The following is a 23,054-nucleotide window of genomic DNA, read 5'->3' as shown; positions in this document are numbered from 1 at the left end:
AGTTAAGGGAAAGAAAATTTACTTGACAGGATTGCATTTATCTGGACTATAAAACGAAAGCGGCCCCGGGACATCCGGAACCGCTTTCTGTCTTATATGTTTCGACTTTACTCCACTCTTAACTTCACCCAAACCAACCGATGATCCGAGCTCGACTCCCGCTTCTCTACCAGTTCCGCCATCGGTTCGCCTTTGGCTGGCCAGAAAACGCCGCTATCCAGGATTTGGAAGCCTTTGCGCGAGGGTAGCACGTAATCCGCGCGCATACGCCAGAATGCGGTGTGGTTTTGGGCAAATGTATTGCTCGGTGAATGCTCGGAGCCGCCTTTGCTGGCGGGGGCGGTGCTGCCATTGACAGCCGGGTTATTGATCAGCTCGCGGATGCCGTCTGCGATGGCGTTGCCTTCGTCCGGAGAAGCGTTCTGGTCGCCGAGTATGACGAACGCGGCATTTGCCGCGAGGCCGCCTTTTTTGCCTTGATCATCATAAATATAAGTGCCTTTTCCCGTGGTGATGTAGTCGTTCCAGAAGCGGATTTCGTCGTGGTTGCGCTTGCCGTTTCGGTCTTCTTTGCCGTCGAATGAGGGCGGGGTAGGGTGGCTTGCCAGAACGTGAATGGTTTTATTGCCGACTTTCACCGGAATGTCCCAATGCGATTTGGAGGAGAGCGGGAACTGCGCCCAGGCTTCGGGGGCATACCATTCGGCGCCGTCCCCGGTAGTGGTTTTTAATGCATTGGGCATGTCCTTCCATTTGAAATGCTGGAATGTACGTACGGCTTTTGTGTCAATGGGGAATCTCGATAAAAGCACCATTCCATATTGCCCCGGATAGTTGCCGAACCCCCAGGCATCCGAGCCGTATTGTTCCGTTTTGCCGTTCCGGTCGAGGTCGTAGGGAGTCGGCTGGCCGGTATTGACGGTGGAGTAATAGTAATAAGGATAGTCGATGCCCTTTGCACCGTTCGAATCATCTTTGAGATAACCTTTGATAAACTGGCCGACGCCTTCCGCAGGATTTTTGACATAATCGAACTCATTCAGCAAAATCACATCAGGACGAACGGTTTTGATGATCTGCGCGATGTTTTTGATCTGCTGGTTTGCGCCGGAAGCCAGTTCTTTGATCAGTACCTTTTCGGAATTGCCCGGCGTACCACGCGGGAAGTAATTTTCGGCCTCCATACTCACATTATAAGTGGCGAATGTGACAGTTGGGGGAGTGGTTTGAGCCATTAACAGCCCGGGACCGGCGAGCGCCGGGCAAAGCAATGCGCCGGAAAGTAACAGGGATTTCATTGAGGAATGTTTTTGGTTATTGAATGATCGATGATGAATTGCGGCGGGCCGCTATTGGTGTCAAGCAAAAAGAGCCGCTCCGGTGACGAAGCAGCTCTTTTGGAATATTTATTGAACAGGCATGATCAATGGAAGAAATCTTTCATTTTATCGAAAAAGCCTTTCTCGTTCTTGCCGGGTTTCGGCTGAAAGTTCGGCGAGTGACGGAGCGACTCGAGGGTCGAGCGCTCGTCGGAAGTCAGTTGCTGGGGTGTCCATACATTGATATGCACCAATTGGTCACCTTTTCCGTAGCCGTTCAGGTCTTTAACACCTTTGCCTTTGAGGCGTAGTATCTTGCCTGCCTGCGTTCCTGATTCGATGGTAATACGTGCTTTGCCGTCGATAGTCGGTATTTCCACCGAGGTACCGAGTGCCGCATCGATAAAGCTCAAATGCATGTCGAAAACGACGTTGTTGCCGTCTCTTTTCAACAATGCGTCTTCTTCTTCCTCGATCACGATCAGCAGGTCGCCCGCTACGCCGCCGCGTGCAGGAACGTTTCCTTTGCCCGACATCGATAGCTGCATGCCTTCCGCTACGCCGCCCGGAATGTTGAGCGTAATCAGGTCGTCTTGCAGCAAGCGTCCTTCGCCTGCGCAGGAATCGCAACGTTCGCTGATGATCTTGCCGTCGCCATTACAAGTGGGGCAAGTGGTGGTTGAAACCATCTGGCCGAGCATGGTACTCACTACTTTGCGTACTTGCCCGGTTCCATTACATCCGTTACAGTTGGTCAGCGATGTGCCGTTTTTAGCGCCATTGCCGCCACAGGTATTACAGGTAACGTGTCTTTTTACTTTGATTTTCTTCTCAACACCGTTCGCTACCTCTTCCAGGTTCAATTTCAGTTTGATACGAAGGTCGGAACCTCTGCGGACGCGACGGCCGTTTCCGCCCTGGCGACCGAAAATATCGCCGAACGGGCTGCTATCTCCGAAAATATCCCCGAATTGCGAGAAAATGTCGTCCATCGTGAAGCCGCCGCCGAAGCCGCCTGCCCCGCCGCCCGACGCACCGCCTACACCGGCGTGGCCGAACTGGTCATAACGCGCACGCTTGTTCTCGTCGCTCAGGATGCTGTATGCCTCTGCTGCTTCTTTGAACTTGTCCTCCGCCGTAGGATCGTCGGGATTCTTGTCCGGGTGGAACTTGATCGCGAGCTTGCGGTAAGACTTTTTAATTTCATCCGCGGAGGCCCCGCGATCCACGCCAAGGACTTCGTAATAATCTCTTTTCTTTGCCATTTTTAATTACTGATGTATCCCGTTAGGAAGGTTGAGAGCATTAGGCGCCTACGATTACTTTGGCGTAACGAATGACCTTGTCGTTCAGGTAATAACCTTTTTCAATTTCGTCGATCACCTTTCCTTTCAGGTCTTCCGACGGTGCGGGAAATTGCGCGATGGATTCGTGGATTTCAGCGTCGAAGTCGGCTCCTTTCGATTCCATGGCTTTCAAACCTTTGGATTCGAGGGTTTTGTAAAGTTTGGTATAAATCAGGTCTACGCCTTCTTTCAGTGCTTCGATGTCGGTAGAAGAGTCAAAGGAAACTTTGGCGCGTTCGAAATCGTCGACGATCGGGAGGATGAGTTTCACCGTGTCGGCGCTTGCTCCGGAGATCATTTCCAGTTTTTCCTTGGCAGTGCGGCGACGGAAGTTTTCAAAATCCGCGTAAAGACGCAGGTACTTGTCTTTCAGCTCGGCGATCTCAGCCTTTGCAGCGTCCAGCGGGTTTGCCGCAGGCGCATCTCCGGTAATTTCCTGGCCTGCATTATCCAGCGGTACATTATTGGAAATTTCGGAATTTTCTTCGTTTACCAGATTGTCAGTTTCCAATGAAGCTTTATCCTCGTTCATTTCGTAATTTTTGTCTTGATCTATGTTGAATTCTGTATTTTCCGGCATGGTTCTTCGCAGTTACGTGTCTTTTTGCAACAGCCATTTTACTCCTAAATTACTTTGCCACGGCTAAATTACTGACAAGATGGCATTTTACAATCAATTTGTAACTTTGCAATATGACGGCAGCAGATATCGTACGGCAGGAGCGGAGCAAGTTTATCAAGGCCAGGGCCATTGAAAACGGCTTTGATTTTTGTGGTATTTCAAAGGCTGAATTTCTCGAAAATGAGGCTCCACGCCTCGATAAGTGGCTCTCGCTCAACCACCACGGCGCGATGTCCTACATGGCCAACCACTTCGATAAGCGCCTCGACCCAACCAAATTGGTGGAAGGCGCGAAAAGCGTTATTTCTGTTTTATTAAATTATTATCCCGAAGAACGCCTTCCCGAAGGCGACGACGACCTCAAAGTCTCCAAATACGCCTACGGCACCGACTACCATTATATATTGAAAGAAAAGCTCGGCGCATTGCTGACGGCCGTTCAGGATGAGGTAGGGGAGGTCAATGGCCGCATTTTCGTCGATTCGGCACCCGTCATGGACAAGGTATGGGCTGCCAAAAGCGGTTTGGGCTGGATAGGCAAGCATTCCAACTTGCTCAACCGCGAAATGGGCAGCTTTTTCTTCATCGGAGAAATCATCTGCGACCTTGACCTCGCGCCCGACAGCGCCACCGGCGACTACTGCGGTACCTGCACCAAATGTATCGACGCCTGCCCGACCGACGCCATTACCGGTCCTTTCGTGGTCGACGGCAGCAAATGCATCAGTTATTATACGATAGAATTAAAGGACGCAATACCCGAGGACGTAAGAGGGAAATTCAACAACTGGATATTCGGTTGCGACGTATGCCAGGACGTCTGTCCATGGAACCGGTTCGCGCGTCCGCACAAGACCCCGGAATTCGATTTACCCGGGGAACTTGCCGGCTTTTCAAACGGCGACTGGCGGGAGATCACGGAGGAAGTTTTCCGCGAAATTTTCCGCAGATCACCCGTAAAAAGGGCCAAATACGCAGGTTTGAAGCGGAATATCGAATTTGTTATATCCGATGAATAAAAAGCACAATTATATCTGAAACCTCTTATATTTGGGCCGGGGAGTACCTTTCGATGACTGAATAAAACACTCAACAAAATGAGAAAACAATCTGTCAATCTTTGGGCCGTGCTAGTATGCGTAGTGACAGGTCAGATCATACCAGCGTTGTGGTATGGCACATTTTCAGAACAATGGATGGCTTTGAATGGCTTCACGATGGAGCAAATAAAGTCAGCGACGAGTCCGGTTCCATACCTTGCCAGCATCATCTCCACCTCCTTCATGGCCTACTCCATGGCCTGGGTATTCACCAAAGTCCCCGTTAAATCCCCTGTGATGGGTTTTCTCGTCGGTTTATTGTTCGGTCTCGTCTTCGTTTTGTTCGAAACGATCGTCAAGGACATGTTTTCGATGCGGCCACTAATGCTCTCGCTTATCAATGGAGGTGTAAGCGTGATCGTGTACGCACTCACGGGAGCTATTCTCGGCGGCTGGCGGAAATACGAGTAACGTCCACTTCCTTCATCTTGCTTTTATACTAGTTCGGCTCCGATGTTACCGTCGGTATGTAGTAATTTTTTGTCGTAGCAAACTACGCACTACTTACCATTTGGATGTCTTTTTATTTTCTTCTGTAAAAAATCAAAAATGCCGAATACGGTATTGTGTTTCGAGCACGCAACAAAAGTATCACGTTGTTTAATAAATGTATTTTAGACAAATAATATTCTAAAAACATGGAAATAGAGCATTTTAAATGCTTTTATTGGTCACTTTATCGAAATATTAGTTTAGTGCAATTAAAAATGGCAGAATAAGTTGCTTATTTGGCGTAATAGGTTTATATTTCTTGAAATTCCAAATAAACCCATCTTACCTATGAGCAAATCTTTACGGTTTGTGCTGCTGACATTTCTGTCTGCAGTGCTATTTGTTAACACATCACAAGCCCAGGACCGGCAAGTTACCGGGAAGGTGAGTGATGAGAATGGGGCCGGGCTTCCCGGCGCCAACGTCCTGATCAAAGGGACTACGAGGGGAACCAATACGGATGCGGAGGGAAATTTCACTTTAAGTATGAGCGGCGCAGGAACGCTTATCATTTCTTCAGTTGGCTATACGTCCAAAGAAATAGCTGTTTCGGAAAACATGACGAACGTCACCGTATCGATGGATGCTGACGTTCGTAACCTGGGTGAAGTAGTGGTGACGGCTTTGGGTATCAGCAAAGAGCAGAAAACGCTCAGCTACGCGACCCAGATGATCAATACCGACAACTTTTCGAAAGCCCGCGAGCTGAATGTGGCCAACTCACTGTCGGGCCGCGTGGCGGGTCTGGACATTGTTAGATCGTCGTCGGGTGTGGGAGGGTCGAGCCGGGTGGTACTGCGGGGCGACCGTTCTATTACCGGTAATAACCAGGCGCTGATCGTGGTTGACGGGGTGCCGATCGATAACTCCAATTTCAGTCCGACAAATGCGAATGGCGGCCGGGATGCGAGCGATGGTCTTTCGAGCATCAATCCCGATGATATCGAATCTATCAACGTACTAAGGGGAGCGTCTGCGACGGCGTTGTACGGTAGCCGTGCGGCGAACGGTGCATTGCTGATCACCACGAAAAAGGGGGCCGTGAGAAAAGGGATCGGCGTGAACATCAACAGTACTTTCCAGGTTGAAAAAGCAATGGAAATGCAAAATTTCCAAAACGTATATGGCCAGGGTGTAGAAGGCAAATTCTTTCCGAACAGCGAATTCAGCTGGGGGCCGAAAATGGACGGCCAACAGGTAGCCGCCTGGGGCCCGGACCCGGAAAATAAGGGCAAAACTTACGCTTATTCGCCTAATCCCAATTCCTATAAAGACTTCTACTCGACAGGTACTTCACTGGCTAACTCGGTATCGCTTACCGGCGGTAATGAAAAGGTGCAGACCTATTTTTCTTACACCAACACCCACGCGAAAGGTGTTGTTTCGAACAATAAGCTTGATCGTCACAACTTCAACCTACGGCTTTCCAGCCAGGTTACCAGCAAGCTGAACTTCGACGGGAAAATCACTTACCTGAACGAAAACATCGAAAACAGGCAGCAAACCGGTGAGGCGTTCGCCAATTTGCAACGTCATATCCTGCGTCTGCCAAGAAGTATTTCCCTCGAACAGGCACAGGATTACGAATATGTAGACCCGTCGTCGGGTAAATTGCTGCAAAACTACTGGAACCCGGGTTCAAATGGTGGACAGAACCCTTACTGGATCAAGAACCGGGTGCTGGCCGACGATACCCGCGACCGTATTTATGGATTTACCCAGGTGAGTTACAAATTCCTGCCCTGGCTGAATGTGATGGGCCGCGCCGGATACGATAAATATGTTGATAAGTTTGAAGGTAAATGGTATACGAATACTTATACAATTGCCGATTTCGGCGACTATCAGACCCGTTGGCGAGACAACAGCGAGCTGAACCTCGATTTGTTTGCATTGATCAACAAACAATTCGGAGAGGATTTCAGGCTTGATGCGACAGTGGGTGGCAACGTGCTGAAACGTGATTTCGTTAATCATGAGACGTTGAACAATGGTCTGAACCGTGACAATCTTTTTGTAACAACCAATGCGAGAAACTCGGTAACCAACAGAACGGTAACCCAGACCCGGAAACAAGGGGTGTTTGCCCAGGCTGACTTCATCTGGAAAGATGCATTGACAATTTCCGCATCGGCGCGGAACGACTGGTCTTCTACCTTACCCAAGGCAAACCAATCGTACTTCTTCCCGTCGGTAGGTGCTTCGGCGGTGCTTTCGAGCCTGTTCAATATGCCTCAGGCCATTTCGTTCATGAAAATCCGTGGTAGCATTGCACAGACGGGTAACGACGCGTCGCCATATCTGTTGGCGCAAACCTATTCTTATATTGCAGGTGGTGCGAACGGCTACATTATCCGCGACGATACCAAGCCGTTCCCCGATCTGAAACCCGAGCTGACCAATGCACAGGAAATAGGTTTGGAAGCTAAATTCCTGCAAAACCGTATTGGTTTCGACCTGACATTGTATAATAGTAATTCCAAAAACCAATTGTTCAGGGTCGCGATTCCGCCGGCTTCGGGATGGAGCTTTCAATATATCAATGCCGGAAATGTACGGAACAAGGGTATCGAGTTTACGCTGAACCTCGCTCCGGTAAAAACGGGAGATTTTTCCTGGAATATTGACTTGAACTATGCCAGGAATATCAATAAGGTAATCGAGCTATCTGAGACATTGAAATCGTACACACTGACCAACGACTTCATGAACTTTGTGCGTGCCGAGGAAGGGAGGTCGCTGGGACAGATTTACAGCCGAGGTTATCAGCGGGATGATCAGGGTCGTATCAAAGTGGGTACAAACGGACTTCCGCTCGTGACTTCGGGAACAACTGTGAACCTGGGCACCTCACGTCCAACCTGGACCGGAGGCGTGACAAACCGTTTTTCCTACAAAGGCATTAACCTGAGCTTCCTGGTGAGCGGACGCATCGGCGGTGTCGTGACCTCGTTCACGAATGCGGTAATCTATGCCGATGGTGTGACGGAAGAAACGCTTGCCGGGCGGGACGGAATGGTTGTGGATGGAGTACAGGCGGACGGTACTAAAAACACGGTATCAACTACCGCTGAGGCATACTGGAAGTTTGTTGGAGGTCGAAATACTCCTATTGGAGAAGTGTTCACTTACAGTTCTTCCAACATCAGGCTACGTGAGCTGACGCTGGGTTACAGCCTTCCACAAAAATTAATCGGCAAATCGCCATTCCAGACTGTGTCGTTGTCGCTTGTAGGACGTAACCTGTTCTTCATAATGAATAAAGCAAAAGGTTTTGATCCTGAATTGGTTGCAGGGTCCGGGAACACTACTGTCGGTCTGGAATCATTCTCCATGCCAACTACGCGTTCGCTGGGTGTGAATCTTAACTTGTCGTTCTAATTGCTAAAATTCTGAAACAAATGAAACGGAGATATAAAATATTAACATTGGCTGTGATCACCGCGCTGGCAGGGAGTACCTATTCCTGTACGGATAATTTTGAAGAGATCAACACCAATAAAACAAAACTGACGGCACTCGACGGTTCGGCGATCGGTAATGCATTCGCTGCGGCGCAGTACCGGTCTATACAGGCAAGCTGGCAGACATTCCAGAGCTTGTTTGCCGATTTGCAGGGCCAGTATTTTGCCAACATCGCGCAAAACTTCTCGTCCGACCGCAATGTAATGGTAGGTAACTGGCTCAACGGTGCCTGGAGTGGTTTCTACGGAACGGCTATTCCACCGTTGTTGGGGGTTCTGGACAATACAAAACCGGGAGGGCCTAACGAAAATGCAGCCATGTACGCCATTGCCAACATCTGGAAAGTGTATATGTACCTGCCCCGCACCGACTACTGGGGGCCGATCCCTTACAGTCAGGTAGGAAACGGTGAGGCCAGCGTGGAGTACGATACCCAGGAAGCCATTTATAAGGATTTTGTAAAAACACTGGCAGCCTCCACAACTGCATTGCAGGCATTCAAAGGCACGAACGTTTTCGGTACCAACGACCAGATCTACGGCGGAGCTGTGGATAAATGGATCCTTTTCGGTAACACCCTTCGTCTGCGCATAGCAATGCGCATGTCGAAAGTGGAGCCGGCCCTGGCGAAAACGGAAGCCGAGGCGGCGGTGGCCGGCGGGGTACTCGCTACCAATGCGGACGATGCATTCCTGAAAGTAACGGCCAACTCGTTCAACCCGATGAACCAGGCTACTGCATGGAACGAGTTCCGCATGAGCGCGGCTATGGAAAGTGTTTTAAAAGGTTATGTTGACCCGCGCATCAGCAAATATTATGCACCGGTGCCCGGCACTGTAAGTACTTTTAAAGGCCTGCGGAACGGATATACCCAGGGTGAACTGGGTGCGCCGGAAAACAATGCGAATGCTACATCCAACGTGGCTGATCAGTTTTTGCCAACCGTTCAGGCGACCAACCCGTTTGCGATCATGTACGCTTCCGAAGCTTATTTCCTGAGAGCGGAAGGTGCATTGAAAGGATGGAATATGGGGGGTGGTACCGCCAAAGATTTCTACGAAAAGGGCATTGAAACTGCATTCAAACAATGGGGCATTGCGGATGCGGCGGTGATTACGGCTTATACGAATGGTACAACCGCGCCAATCGCGTTGGCCGATATGGCCAAAACGCCCGCGTTGTCGGATATTCCGGTGAAATTCTCGGCTGATCAAACGAAACAGTTGGAGCAGATCATTACCCAGAAATGGCTCGCAAACTATCCGAACGGACATGAAGCATGGGCGGAATATCGCAGGACCGGTTATCCGAAACTGTACGCCCGCGTTAACTCCGACAACCCGGATTCGCCTAAGGATGCGGTTGTGAGAAGGACGCCGTTCGTAATCGGCGAATTCCAGGCGAATGCGACGGCGGCGACGGCGGCGATCGCCAAACTCAATGGCGAGGACAAATCCAGTACGCGCCTTTGGTGGGATAAGCCCTGATCGGCGTTTTCTTTAAAGTATTATCTTGTAAATTAAAAAGGCAGACACGCAAGTCTGCCTTTTTGCAATCCCACATTCGACATATGCGAAAACTTCTCCTCCTGATCGTCCTCCTTTCCGGCTGCAAAAAAGACGATACCCTGTTTACATTGCTCGATTCGGGTAAAACCGGCGTCGATTTTAACAATTACATCGACGAGGACGAGGAAAACAATGTGCTGCGGTATGGCTATTTCTATAATGGTGGGGGCGTGGCGGCGGCGGATTTCAATAATGACGGGCTGATCGATTTGTACTTCACCGGTAATATGGTGGCGAACAAATTGTACCTCAACCGCGGCGATATGGAATTCGAGGATGTTTCGGAAAAGTCGGGTACGGGGTTGAACGAAGGCTGGAAAACCGGTGTGTCGCTGGTGGACATCAACGACGATGGCTGGATAGATATTTTCGTGTGCCGCGCGGGCGCACAGGACCCGCGCCTGCGTACGAAGCTTTTGTATATCAATAATGGGAAAACAGCCGACGGTATCCCGACTTTCACGGAAAAAGCCGCCCAATATGGCCTGAACGACGCATCCTACACGACGCAGGCCGTGTTCTTCGACTACGACCGCGACGGCGATACCGATTGTTTTCTGCTGAACCACTCATTGCAGGAATATGCCGGGTTCAGCAACCTGCTGGCCAGCTACCGCGAGCAGCGTAATGAGGCGTTCGGTAACAAACTGCTCAGGAACGATAGCGGCCGTTTCACGAATGTTACCGATTCGGCGGGCATTGTTTCTAATGTCCTGAGTTTTGGGTTAGGGGTGAATGTCAATGATTTCAACAACGATGGCTGGCAGGACCTCTACATCGCCAACGACTACAACGAGAACGATTACCTCTACCTGAACGAGAAAAATGGCAAGTTTAAAGAAGTAATACGCGAGTCGATGGGGCACGTGTCGCTGTTTTCGATGGGTACCGATGCTGCGGATATTAACAACGACGGCCTGATGGACGTCCTGACGCTGGATATGCTCCCGGGCTCCAACGAGCGCATAAAACTTACTTCCGGAGACGATAACTATGATAAATACCAGCAACTGCTCCGCGCAGGTTTTCATGACCAGAGCATGCGGAATATGTTGCAGCTCAACAATGGCGTAAACCAGAATGGTGTTCCGGTTTTCAGCGAAATAGGCCAGCTGGCGGGCGTTTCCAATACCGATTGGAGCTGGTCCGCATTAATGGCCGACTTCGACAACGACGGTTGGAAGGATATATTCATTTCTAACGGCTATGCGCGGGATTATACCAACATGGAATTTCTCAAATACTCGGCCGACAAGCAGGTGCAACAAAATCAGGGAAGTAATGCCCCGAAGCAAATGGAGGTTATCAAGCAGATGCCGCCGATCAACGAACCGGATTACATTTTCCAGAACCAAAAGAACCTCACATTTACCAAAAAAATCAAGGAATGGGGTTTTGAAAAGAACAACCAATCCAACGGTGCTATTTACGCCGACCTCGATAACGATGGCGACCTGGACCTGGTGACGAACAATGTCAGCCAGAAGGCATTCATTTACCGGAACAATGCAGAGGAAATGCTGACGGGCAACGCTTCGCTGCGGGTCAGGCTATTGTCGCCGAAATACGCCCATCTTGCCGGTGCGAAAGTCACTTTGTACGGCGATTCGCTCACCCAAACCCAGAATTTTATTCCCGTCCGGGGGTTTCAGTCCGCGCAATGGGACGCGCTGCATTTCGGCCTGGGGGGTAATTCACGGATCGATTCCCTGGCAGTTACCTGGGCGGATGGTAACCGGCAGGTGATGAAGGGTGTGAGCGGGAAAGAGGTGACGTTTCGCTACGCCGATGCCCGGAAAGCCGCCGATAGCCCACCTGCTGCTGCGTCGTTGTGGGAGCCTGCGGCGCTTATCGATTTCACGCACGCGGAGGATGCGCGTAACGATTTCCGCATTCAGACGCTACTGCCCACAATGCTCACGTATCAGGGGCCGCATTTGGCGCAAAAGGACATCAATGGCGACGGTACCGACGATTTCTACATCGCGGGCGCCAGGGGGCAATCGGGCGCATTGTTTCTGAGCAGTAATGGCACATATCGCAAATCGCCCCAGCCCGTTTTTGAAGCCGATGCCGCATTTGAAGACGCCGACGCGGTATTTTTCGATGCGGATGGTGACGGAGATCAGGACCTGCTGGTAACCAGCGCCGGCTACGAGCTCAATGCTTCCGATCCCATGTTGCTCCCGCGCCTGTATCTGAATGAAAAAGGTAGTTTTAGAAAAGCGCCATTTCCGGCCGTCGGTGTGAATGCGTCTTCCATCGCGGTAGCGGATCTCGACAAGGACGGCGATCCGGACATTTTCCTCGGATCGCGGGTGACACCGGGGCGTTTTCCGGAGAGTCCGGGAGGGTTAATATTGGTTAATAACGGCAAGGCCGGATTTACCGACGAAACTACCAATCGTGCCCCGGGGCTTCGGGAGGCAGGAATGGTGACCGACGCGGTATTCGCGGACCTTGAAAAGGATGGTTTTCCTGAACTGATATTAACGTCCGACTGGATGCCTGTGCGAATTTTTTCCAATAGTAAAGGGAAATTGACCAATGCAAGCGAAAAGTGGGGGACTGCCAATCTCCGTGGCTGCTGGAACGCACTCCGCGCTGCCGATCTCGACGGCGACGGCGATACTGATTTCGTAATCGGAAATATGGGTATCAACTGGCAATGGAACATCACTTCACCAAGCGGATTGACGATGTATGCTGCTGATTTTGACAAACTTAACAGAATTGTGCCCGTCGTGACGGTCAATGAAGGCGGGAAGGGATATCCCTACGCCAGCCGCGACGAGCTTCTGGACCAGGTGCCGTCATTAAAGAAAAAATACACGGACTACGTCAGTTATTCCAAAGCTACCCTGTCCGAAATGCTGCCCGGCGAGAAAATGCAGGGTGTTAATCGGCTCTCTGTCAATGAGTACCGAACCGGGCTGCTGGAAAATGTAAACGGCAAGCTGGTATTTCATGCGTTACCCGTGGAAGCCCAGTTCGCGCCGGTGTATGCCATCGCGGTGCATGACATGGACGGCGACGGGAAGCCCGACATTACACTTGGGGGAAATATGAAGCAGACACGCGTAAGAATGGGTAAGAACGACGCCAGTCTGTTGCAGGTTTTTTGTAATAAAGGCGCATTGAAATTCAGCTATTTACCGCAGCAAAAAAGCGGGTTTTATGTGAATGGAGACGTGCGTGATCTGGCGGTTTTGGAAGTGAAAGGTACGCTGTATTTATTAGGGGCTATCAATAATGCGCCATTGATAAGCTACCGTTTCAAGCCCGAAAAGAATTAATTTTTCATTAAAATTTACCGGATGCCCGGATCGCCCGTTTTGGTGCGTTCCGGCATTTTTTGTGCTCACAGTTATGAAAACGGGCCTCAATGGAGTGTTTACGTACCCGAAAATCATAATGGAATGCAGGGTAGATTTTTGTAAAATGATTATCCAATTAATTAAGGGAATATTAAAAATATAGACTAAATGCAAAGCGTTTTTAAAATTATTTAATTATAAAATATTTTATCATATTTGCCATGTACGGGCTTTGGCTTTGCTAAAATTCGGTCTTTACCAAATTTAACCTATTTAAAATTTACTAATTTTTCAAACCTATGAAAGAAAAGCTACGCATGGCTCTGGGGAAAGGGTTTATCCCTCTCGGGCTATTTCTGCTTTTTGCATCGTTGACCTCCTTTGCTCAGGAACGGACTGTTACTGGTAAGGTCATCGATGAAAAAGACCAGGGGCTTCCTGGTGTCTCAGTAACGGTGAAAGGAACAACGCGGGGTACCAACGCGGATGCGGACGGTAACTTCTCGTTGGCTGGGGTGAAAGACGCCGATGTACTGGTGTTTAGCTCTATCGGCTATTTGAAACAGGAAATAGCTGTTGGCAGCCGAAGCACTGTGGATATCAAAATGGTTCCCGACGTGGCGAACCTGGAAGAAGTGGTGGTGACGGCACTTGGTGTATCAAAAGAGGCACGTAAGCTGGGCTATGCAGTGACTACTATTGGTGGTGACCTGATGACCAAAGCAAGAGAAACGAACGTGGGTAACTCGCTGGCCGGTCGTGTGGCGGGCTTGAACGTAAAAGGAACGAGCGGTGGTCCGGGTGGTACTGCCAAGATTTTGATGCGTGGTATGCCCAGTATGAACTCAGGTGGTGCGCCGCTGATCGTTATCAATGGTGTGCCGATGGATAATACGCAGCGTGGTAGCGCCGGCGAATGGGGTGGTGCCGATGGTGGTGACGGTTTGGGTAACCTCAACCCGGACGATATCGAGTCGATGACCGTTCTGAAAGGTCAGGCTGCTTCGGGTCTTTACGGTACACGTGCTACGAATGGTGTAATCCTGATTAAAACCAAATCAGGCAAAAAGGGCGATTTTTCAGTGGATTATAACCTGAACTACTCGCTTGACGCGCCACGCGACATGACCGATTTCCAATACGAATACGGACAGGGTATCGGCGGCCAGAAACCAACTACCACCGCATTGGCGCAGCAAACTGCCCGTATGAGCTGGGGTGCTAAGCTGGATGGATCCGATGTCATTCAGTTCGACGGAAAAACCTACAAGTATTCTGCTCAGAAAGACAATGTAAAGCATTTCTATCGAAATGGTAGCAACTTTACCAATAGCGTTTCGGTAAGCAAAGGTGGCGACAACGGTTCATTCCGCTTGTCATTGGCCAATCTGGATAATAAATCGATCATCGAGAACAGCGGTTTGAAGAGAAAAACTTTCAATCTGACTGCTGATCAGAATATTACCAAAAGATTGAGCGTGAATGTGATGGCTAACTACATCATTGAGAACATCAAGGGTAAGCCCATTTTGAGTGATGGCCCGATGAACGCCAACAATGGTATGTTCCTTGCTACGAACATCGATCAGCGCATCCTGTCTCCCGGGTACGATCCTGCAACCGGAAAGGAAATCGTGTTCTCGGACGATGAATATGTGACCAACCCTTATTTCGTAACCAATCAGTTCGTAAACGACGTAGACCGTAAGCGGTTGATCACGGCAGTGTCGACAAAATATCAGTTCGCCGATTGGATTTACGCTCAGGCGCGTATCGGATATGACAATGCCAATGACCGCATTTTCAAGGTAACTCCTTGGGGAACCGCATTCTCGAATGCCGGAAAAGGTGGTTTGGATGAATTGTCTAATGCGCAACGTACCGAAATGAACATTGACGGTTTGGTGGGTGTAAACAAAACCTTCGGTGAAATTTCGCTTGATGCGATTGCGGGAGCAAACGTTCGTAAAAACTGGTACGAGAAAGTAAGCATCGGCGGTAGCCCGTTTGTATTGCCTTACCTGTATAGCTGGAACAACGTGGTGAACTTCAACCGTAACTACGAAGTGGCGAATAAAGAGGTTCAGTCAGCCTATTATAGTGTTGACCTGGGTTACAAAGGTATCCTTAACCTGAGCACAACCGGTCGTTACGACGTTTTCTCGTCGCTGCCCAACGCAAACAGAAGCATCTTCACACCTTCGGTAACGGGTGCGTTCATCTTTACCGACATGCTGAATGTGTCGAGCCTGAGCTTCGGTAAAGTTCGCGCCTCTTACGCCCGTACCAGCGGAGAATTCGACCCTTATCAAACAAGCCAGTATTACAGTGTCGGAAATCCGATTACTGGTATACCTACCGGAGGTTTCCCTGAGGCGTTGCCTAACCTGTTCCTCAAACCTTTTACCAAAGGAGAGCTTGAATTTGGTTTGGAATTGAAATTCTTCGGAAACCGTCTTGGTTTGGATGCGTCATATTACAGCCAGAAAACCGAGAATGAGATCATGCCAGCTACTTACAGTAGTGCTACCGGCTACACCAGCGGTGTTGTTGGAACAGGTTCAACTCAAAACCGTGGTTTGGAATTGATGTTGACCGGTACGCCCGTCAGAACTTCGAAATTCGAGTGGAATGCGTCTTTCAACCTTACCTCGGTTAAAAACAAAATCCTGAAAACAGACGTCGACAACAACCCGATTCCACTTGGTCAGAACCGTGCTACGCTGGGTAATGCTATCACAGCATACGTGGTGGGCGAAGCTGGTCCGCAACTCCGCGCTTATGATTACAAATATGCGTCGAATGGCCAGATTGTTGTGGATGCATCAGGTCTGCCGGTTCGTGGTGACCTTAAAAACTATGGAACTGTGTTACCAACCCTTTATGGTGGTTTGAACAACGACCTACGTTTCGGCGACGTGAACCTGTCGTTCCTGGTTGACTACAACTTCGGTAACAAAATCCTCTCAGCAACCGAAAACTACGCATACCGTCGTGGCTTGGCGAAAGAAACGCTTGTAGGGCGCGAAGGTGGCATTACTACCGGTGTGACGGAAAGTGGTGCTGCTAACACGGTAACTGCCACTGCGCAGGATTACTACACGGCATTAGCCAACAACGTCACTGCTATCAGCGTGCTGGACGGCGATTTTATCAAATTGCGTCAGGTAACACTAGGTTATAACCTGCCTGCAAAAATGCTGGCAAAATGGCCATTGATTCGCGCGGTGAACATCTCGCTCGTTTCGCGTAACCTGTTCTATTTCATGAAGAAAACCAACAACATCGATCCGGAAGCTACATTCGGTGCGAACCTGAAATACTCGGGTATCGAGGGCACCAGCTTGCCTGCAACGCGCAACTATGGTGTTAACGTAGCCTTCAAGTTCAAATGAGCCTCAATATGAAAAAGAAACTAATTAATATGATCGTCCTAGCAGGCCTGCTTCCATTGGCTTGTACGGACAAATTCGATGAACTGAACACCGACCCTACCAAGGCGTCGGGAGAAACTTTTGACCCGAACTTGTTGCTGCCGAGCGCTCAGTTCAACCACGCCAATGCAACAGCGGGTTATAACGGAACGATCCTTTTCCAAAGCATGTGGGTGCAGATACTGTCTTCCACTACTTCGGGTGCGGCCAACTACTATTCCAATGCCGACAAATATGTGATTTCGAGCAACACGAACTCCTATCTGGCCAGTTCATGGAACACCGGCTACCGCGCGGCCAGCCTGGCCTACGAAATGGAGCAGTTGACGAAGGACAAGCCAGCCCTGGTGAACCTGACCAACGTTGCGATCATCATGCAAGTGCAGGCGCTGGCGACTATCACCGACATTTATGGTGATGTTCCTTACACGCAGGCATTGCAGGCAAAAACAGGCATTACGCTGCCGGTTTACGATACCCAGGAAAGTATCTACAAATCGTTGCTGACACGCCTGGATGGTGCCATTGCTGCCTTGAATCCCGCTGCTGCACTTCCCGCCAACGATGCGTTTGCCAACTACAAAGGTGATATCACCAAATGGAAGAAGTACGGCTATTCGCTGATGCTCAAACTGGCAATGCGTCTAACCAAGGCGGATCTTGCGACTGCTAAAACTTATGCAGAAAAAGCGGCAGCAGGTGGTGTGTTCACCAGTGTGGCCGACGATGCTTATATTGTAATGGACGACGCGAATGGCTATACGAATGGTAACGGTGCTGCATTGTCGACTCCTGCGGATATTTATCAGGTAAGATGGAGCAAAGTGATGATCGATTACCTGAAAGCGGGCAACGATCCACGGTTGGGCAAAATTGCGGAAGTACCTGCGGCTGGCCTTATTGCCAACCAGAGCATTACCATTGCCGGCGACGCAAACCCTGCGAATCAACTGGGTCTGCCGAATGGCTATGATATGAACGGCGGTGCGACCGATATTACCAAATCGGCCGGTTATCCGGGCGGTACCGGCACAGGTGGCGATGTGACGCCTATTGGTAAATATTCGCGTCCGGCGGGCATCTACCGTTCAAGAAGCGGGCCGATTTTTGTGTTGAGCTACGCTCAGACGGAATTGTTGCTGGCAGAAGCGGTAACCCGTGGCTTTGCGGTGGGTGGAACAGCTGCCGCGCACTACAAAAACGGCCTTTCGGCCGGTATCCAGTCTGTGGGTAAATATGGTGCGGCTGCGGTGATCGACGCTGCGACGGCCGACGCTTACGCAACCGCGCACCCGTTGGATGCTGCCAATGCATTGAAACAGATCAACGAACAGTACTGGGCTACTACCGGTATCCAGTTCAACTTCGTGGAGGCGTGGAGCAACTGGAAGCGTTCCGGTTTCCCGGTTCTGACCCCAATCAACTACGTGGGTAACTTCTCGAACGGAACGATCCCGCGCCGTCAGCCTTACCCGACGACCGAGGCAACTCAGAACAGCGCCAATTACAGCGACGCCGTTGGGCGTTTAGCGAGCGGCGACAACTGGGTATCCCGTGTTTGGTGGGACAAATAAATAATACGAAAGCGCTAAGAAATATTAATTTTCTTAGCGCTTTCCTCCCGAATCACTGCACTAAGTTTTAACTTCAACTTTTGGTTGAAGTTTTTTATTTTAGTAGTAAATCTTCCTTTCTAAATCGGTACCGCACTTTCAATGAATCACAAAGGTCGCCTCTTTTACCTGCCTGCCTTTTTACTGCTGACATTATCGTTCACCGACGTCAGGGCGCAGAACCCTTTGTTCCGCTTGCTCGATGGGAAGCAGACGGGCGTCGATTTTGTGAACCCCATCAGCGAGACGGAGGGCCAGAATGTGATGTCGTACGAATACTATTACAATGGTGGCGGCGTAGCGGTGGGCGACATTAATAATGACGGTTTCGACGACCTCTTCTTTACCTCCAACATGGGCTCCAATAAGCTTTACCTGAACCTGGGCGCGAAAGGGGAGAAGATGAAGTTTAAAGACATCACTTCCTCGGCAGGTAAGGGTCTGGAAGGCAGGAAGGGCGGTTGGAAAACGGGCGTGACGATGGCCGATGTAAATGGCGACGGCTTGCTGGATATCCACATTTGCTACTCCGGCAAGGTGAAGGACGAGGACCGGAAAAACCAGCTTTTTATCAACCAGGGCAATCTCAAATTCGTCGAACAAGCGAAGGAGTACGGGCTCGACAATATCAGTTACAGCACCCAGGCCGCTTTCTTTGATTACGACAACGATGGCGATCTGGATATGATGTTGCTCAACCATACCACCAAAAAGATCGACAATATGGAGCTCGCCAAGTTCCGTACGCAGACGGACGAGCTCGCGGGTAACAAGCTTTTTGAAAACCAGAAGAACCATTTTGTGGAGGTTACCCAAAAGGCGGGTATTCACCAATATCCATTAACGTTCGGGCTGGGCATTGCCATCGCCGATGTAAACCAGGACGGTTGGCAGGATATTTACGTCACCAACGATTACAACGAGCCCGATTACCTGTACATCAACAACCACGACGGCACGTTCAAGGACGTGACGCGGCAGTATTTCCGGCACCTGGCCCAGTTTTCGATGGGTATCGATATCGCCGATTTCAACAACGACGGTCTGCCTGACATCATGTCGCTCGATATGCTGCCGGAGGATAACCAGCGGCAAAAACTGCTTCAATTGCAGGAAAACTACGAATCCTTCGAACTCATGGTGCGGCAGGACCTGCAAAAGCAATACATGCGCAATATGTTACAGCTCAACAACGGCGACGGTACATTCAGCGAGATCGCGCAGTTTGCCGGCGTTTCCAACACCGATTGGAGCTGGACGCCGCTCTTCGCCGATTTCGACAACGACGGTTTCAAGGATCTTTTCATTTCAAACGGTTATCTGAGGGATTATACCAACAAGGATTTTCTCAAATACTGGGGTGATTACAAGATCAAAAGGGCTGTCGATAAGGAGCCTTTTCAGCTGATGGATCTCGTGAAAGCAATGCCTTCCACGGCGCTGGCTAACTATATTTTCAAAAACAACCGCGACCTCACTTTTTCCAAAATGCAGCAGCCCTGGGGGCTCGAACAGGGAGCGGTTTCCAGTGGGGCGGTATATGCGGATCTGGACAATGACGGCGATCTCGACCTGGTTGTTAACAACATTAATGAACCTGCATTTGTCTACCAGAATACAGCCAGTGAGATCAAAAACATTCATTGGCTGCAATTGAAGCTGAAACAGGGCGGCGCGAATGCGAGTGGAATAGGGGCGAGGGTTTATCTTAAAAATAAAGGAACACTGCAATACCAGGAAGTGAATCCGAACCGCGGCTATTTGTCGTGTACGCCGTTGCGCCTGCATTTCGGGCTTGGGGAAATGGCGGGAGTGGATACTGTGAAAGTTCTCTGGCCGGATGGAACCGTTCAAATCCTGGAAAATGTGAAGGGTAACCAGTTACTGGTCGTCGAAAAGGGTGGAAAAAAGGCTGATAAATCCGAAAAGCAGCGCATTGTAAATGCATTATTCCAAAAACAGTCCCCTGCGGTTGCCTACCAGCACGAAGGTTTCAGCGAAAATGATTTCAAACGCCAGCCGCTAATGTTGTCCATGTATTCGCAAACGGGCCCGGTGGTGGCGAAAGGCGATGTGAACAAGGACGGACTCGACGATATTTTCGTGAGCGGCGACCAGAACAAGCAGGCGAAGATTTTCCTTCAACAAAAGGACGGTGCATTCCGCGAAATGCCCGGTTTTGCCGTCGGAGATGAAAATACGTCCGCCATTTCGGCTGCCCTGTTTTTCGATGCTAATGGCGATGGTTATGACGACCTGTACATTGCGAAAGGCGGCTATTCCCTTTTTGAGCCGAACACGGTTTCGTTGCAAGACGAAGTTTATCTGAGCGATGGAAAGGGCGGTCTGAGCCTGTCGGTACTTTCCGTGCCGAATTTGAAAGCCAGCAGCAAGTCGTGCGTGCGACCATTTGATTTTGATAAAGACGGCGACCTCGATCTATTCCTGGGCGGCCGCATTATACCTGGTCGTTACCCGGAGGCTCCGGCGTCGTTCCTGCTCGTAAATGATGGAAAAGGTCGTTTCGAAGCCCGCGAATCACCATTTTTCAAGATAGGGATGGTTACCGACGCGCAATGGGGTGATTTGAATGCGGACGGCAGATCGGAACTGGTGATAGCGGGCGAAATGATGCCGGTGAAAGTGTTTACTTACAATGGGAAAGATTTTGAAGATAAAACCACCGATTTCTTTCCAAATGAGGAGAGCGGTTTTTGGAATACCATCAAAATCGAAGACCTGGACGGGGATGGAAAGCCTGATATGCTCGCCGGTAACCTGGGACAGAATTCGCAGATCAAAGCTTCCGAAAGAGAGCCCGCAGAACTGTATTTCGCCGATTTTGATAAAAATGGCTCGATAGATCCATTCTTTAACTTTTATGTGCAGGGCAAATCCTACCCGTTCGTAAGCCGCGACGAGCTGAACGACCAGATTTATCCGATGCGCAAGAAATTCTCCTTTTACCGCGACTACGCCAATGCAACCATGCCGGACGTAATCCCGCCTGCCGAACTCGCCAAAGCCGGTAAACTGGAAGCGCGCGAGCTCCGTACCGTTTGTTTCATGAACCGCAACGGCAAATTCGAAAAGATCTCCATGCCTGCACGCGCGCAATTCGCGCCCGTATGCGCGATCCTCACAGGCGACTACAACCACGACGGGCAGAAAGACCTGCTGCTGTTGGGTAACAAAACCGATAACCGGCTCAAACTGGGCAGTATGGATGCCAATTACGGCAGTCTTTTCGCCGGCGACGGCAAGGGGGGCTTTCGTTTCGTGGAGCAGTCGGAAGCCGGATTGTCGATAGCCGGTGATGTGAAATCGGCCGTACAGATCCATATTGGTGACCAGCCTTTTTTAGTGATAGGCGCATTCAATGAGCCATTGCAGTTTTATAAAAATTCCAGAAAGTAATGCGCCGGATACTCCTCCTCCTTTTGATTTTTACCCAATCTGTTTTTGCAAATCCTGCCAAAGAGGAGTTGCGCAAGCATTTACAACCGGCCGTTTTCTCGGTGACGATGGTCATGATCCACGATGTCGTGAACCCGCCTGCGGCCAGCCGCTTTTACACCTATTGCCTTCTGGGCGCGCACGAGATCGTGGCGCGCAACAACAAGCAGATCGTCGCACCAACGGTATTTACCAATAGCATTAACCCGGTTAGCATCGTGGCGAAGGACTACGATTACCAGATCGCCGCATTGTACTGTATTCTTGAAACGGGCCGGATTATTATTCCGTCGGGATACATGCTCGAAGAAGACCAGAAAAAGTTGATCATCGCGTTGCTGCGCGAGGGGCATTCCCAGGCGACGATCGACAAATCGATTGCCGTAGCGCAGGATGTGGCGAAGAAAATTGCGGCCGATGCTTCTACCGATGGCTATCTCAAACTCAGCACCCGCCTGCGGTACCGGCCGAAGAAGGGCGATGCCTACTGGTACCCGACCCCGCCGGGCTATATCGAGGGCGTGGAGCCGCATTGGAAAACGATCCGCCCGGTACTGATCGATTCATGCGGTCAGTTTGTGCCAAAACCGCCTGTGGAGTTCAGCAAAGACAGTACGAGCGAGTTCTATAAGCTCGCGAAGGAGGTTTATCAGGTAGGTAAAAACCTGACGGAACAACAACGCTTTATCGCCTCTTACTGGGATTGCAATCCGTTTGCGATCAACACTTCGGGGCATATGAACATCGGATTCAAGAAAATCAGCCCGGGCGGCCACTGGATGAACATTACCGGCATTGCCACCACCAAAGCCAACCTGGACCTCGACAAAGGCATTATGGTGCATTCGCTAGCCGCGGCTACGCTGATGGACGCATTCATCAGTTGCTGGGACGAAAAGTACCGGAGCAGTCGCGTAAGGCCGGAAACGGTTATCAACCGGACCATCGATCCCCAATGGCAGCCGCTACTGCAAACCCCGCCATTTCCCGAATATACCAGCGGGCATAGCGTCATTTCCACCGCCGTAGCAGAGACTCTGACCTTTTTACTGGGCGACCACTTTGCATTCCGCGACGATACCGAAGTGATATTCGAGTTGCCGACAAGGGATTTCAAATCCTTCCGGCAGGCATCGGAGGAAGCGGCTATTTCGCGGCTCTACGGCGGCATCCATTACCGCGACGCGATCGAGAACGGCCAGGAGCAGGGTAGGGCGTTGGGTAGTTTCATCGTCGAAAAACTCAAAAAAGCGGGTGTCAAATCCGTAATCTGACAATTTCTGTCGTAGTTTTGGGCACTGAAAAATTCGCCGCGTTCCGTA

Annotated in this window: 12 protein-coding genes; 9 read left to right on the top strand and 3 right to left on the bottom strand. The window is 50.2% G+C overall.

What is annotated here, in order from left to right:
• Positions 1-107 precede the first annotated feature (107 nt).
• The 3 genes from BMW93_RS02545 to BMW93_RS02535 form a co-directional block, all read right to left on the bottom strand.
• The gene (locus tag BMW93_RS02545; protein WP_090373605.1) at positions 108-1,298 is read right to left on the bottom strand and encodes an endonuclease/exonuclease/phosphatase family protein; all 1,191 of its coding nucleotides are present in this window, start codon (positions 1,296-1,298) and stop codon (positions 108-110) included.
• A gap of 125 nt (positions 1,299-1,423) precedes the next feature.
• Entirely contained in the window at positions 1,424-2,584 is a 1,161-nt protein-coding gene (gene dnaJ / locus BMW93_RS02540) for a molecular chaperone DnaJ (RefSeq protein ID WP_090373604.1), read from the bottom strand.
• Positions 2,585-2,624: 40 nt separating this feature from the next.
• The gene (locus BMW93_RS02535) at positions 2,625-3,245 is read right to left on the bottom strand and encodes a nucleotide exchange factor GrpE (protein WP_090373603.1); all 621 of its coding nucleotides are present in this window, start codon (positions 3,243-3,245) and stop codon (positions 2,625-2,627) included.
• 113 nt (positions 3,246-3,358) lie between these two features.
• Here BMW93_RS02535 and queG point away from each other — a divergent pair, with 113 nt between their 5' ends.
• From queG to BMW93_RS02490, 9 genes are all read left to right on the top strand, one after another.
• A complete protein-coding gene (gene queG, locus BMW93_RS02530; protein WP_090373602.1) occupies positions 3,359-4,306 on the top strand; it encodes a tRNA epoxyqueuosine(34) reductase QueG in 948 nt (315 codons plus the stop codon).
• 78 nt (positions 4,307-4,384) lie between these two features.
• A complete protein-coding gene (locus BMW93_RS02525; RefSeq protein ID WP_090373601.1) occupies positions 4,385-4,798 on the top strand; it encodes a DUF1761 domain-containing protein in 414 nt (137 codons plus the stop codon).
• 369 nt (positions 4,799-5,167) lie between these two features.
• Complete coding sequence (locus BMW93_RS02520; RefSeq protein WP_090373600.1) at positions 5,168-8,260, top strand: SusC/RagA family TonB-linked outer membrane protein; 3,093 nt, start codon at positions 5,168-5,170, stop codon at positions 8,258-8,260.
• Positions 8,261-8,280: 20 nt separating this feature from the next.
• Positions 8,281-9,831, top strand: a complete 1,551-nt coding sequence (locus tag BMW93_RS02515) for a SusD/RagB family nutrient-binding outer membrane lipoprotein (protein ID WP_090373599.1) — start codon at positions 8,281-8,283, stop codon at positions 9,829-9,831.
• Positions 9,832-9,914: 83 nt separating this feature from the next.
• A complete protein-coding gene (locus BMW93_RS02510; protein ID WP_090373598.1) occupies positions 9,915-13,208 on the top strand; it encodes a VCBS repeat-containing protein in 3,294 nt (1,097 codons plus the stop codon).
• A gap of 320 nt (positions 13,209-13,528) precedes the next feature.
• Positions 13,529-16,624 (top strand): SusC/RagA family TonB-linked outer membrane protein, encoded by a 3,096-nt coding sequence (locus BMW93_RS02505; protein ID WP_090373597.1) that lies wholly within the window; start codon positions 13,529-13,531, stop codon positions 16,622-16,624.
• Positions 16,625-16,632: 8 nt separating this feature from the next.
• Positions 16,633-18,237: a SusD/RagB family nutrient-binding outer membrane lipoprotein gene (locus BMW93_RS02500; protein WP_229240148.1), complete on the top strand. Its 1,605-nt coding sequence runs from the start codon at positions 16,633-16,635 to the stop codon at positions 18,235-18,237.
• Between the two features lie 141 nt (positions 18,238-18,378).
• Positions 18,379-21,693: a VCBS repeat-containing protein gene (locus BMW93_RS02495; RefSeq protein WP_177193986.1), complete on the top strand. Its 3,315-nt coding sequence runs from the start codon at positions 18,379-18,381 to the stop codon at positions 21,691-21,693.
• Positions 21,693-23,006: a vanadium-dependent haloperoxidase gene (locus tag BMW93_RS02490; protein ID WP_090373595.1), complete on the top strand. Its 1,314-nt coding sequence runs from the start codon at positions 21,693-21,695 to the stop codon at positions 23,004-23,006. Before BMW93_RS02495 ends, BMW93_RS02490 begins: the two co-directional genes overlap by 1 nt.
• Positions 23,007-23,054 lie beyond the last annotated feature (48 nt).

The sequence above is a fragment of the Dyadobacter sp. SG02 genome (assembly GCF_900109045.1).
Taxonomy (GTDB): domain Bacteria; phylum Bacteroidota; class Bacteroidia; order Cytophagales; family Spirosomataceae; genus Dyadobacter.
Note: the sequence above shows the minus strand (reverse complement) of the source record. Positions and strands in the feature narration are given on the sequence as shown.